The sequence below is a fragment of the Desulfocicer niacini genome, from assembly GCF_054657595.1.
The window spans coordinates 1-239 of record NZ_BAAHYK010000233.1 but is presented as its reverse complement, the minus strand read 5'-3'; the positions used below and the strand labels follow the sequence as shown (position 1 = coordinate 239).

General features: G+C 50.2%; 1 pseudogene. It reads left to right on the top strand.

The annotated features are described in order from the left end of the window. Positions 1-239 (top strand): annotated as a pseudogene (locus ACYQ2M_RS25535) (IS1634 family transposase); the annotation flags it as partial.

The following is a 239-nucleotide window of genomic DNA, read 5'->3' as shown; positions in this document are numbered from 1 at the left end:
ATGCAGCACCTGTACCGGAGCATGGATTTTCTGCGTGCACATGAAGCTGCCATCCAGGAAAAGGTTTTCTGGGCCACCGCGCACTTGCTGAACCTCACTGTGGATCTGATATTTTTCGATACCACCAACACCTACTTTGAAATGGAAGATCCCGGAGACTCTGACCTGCTTGCATATGGCAAATCCAAACACAAGAGAGACGACTTGCCTCAGGTCACCATCGGGTTGGCTGTTACCAA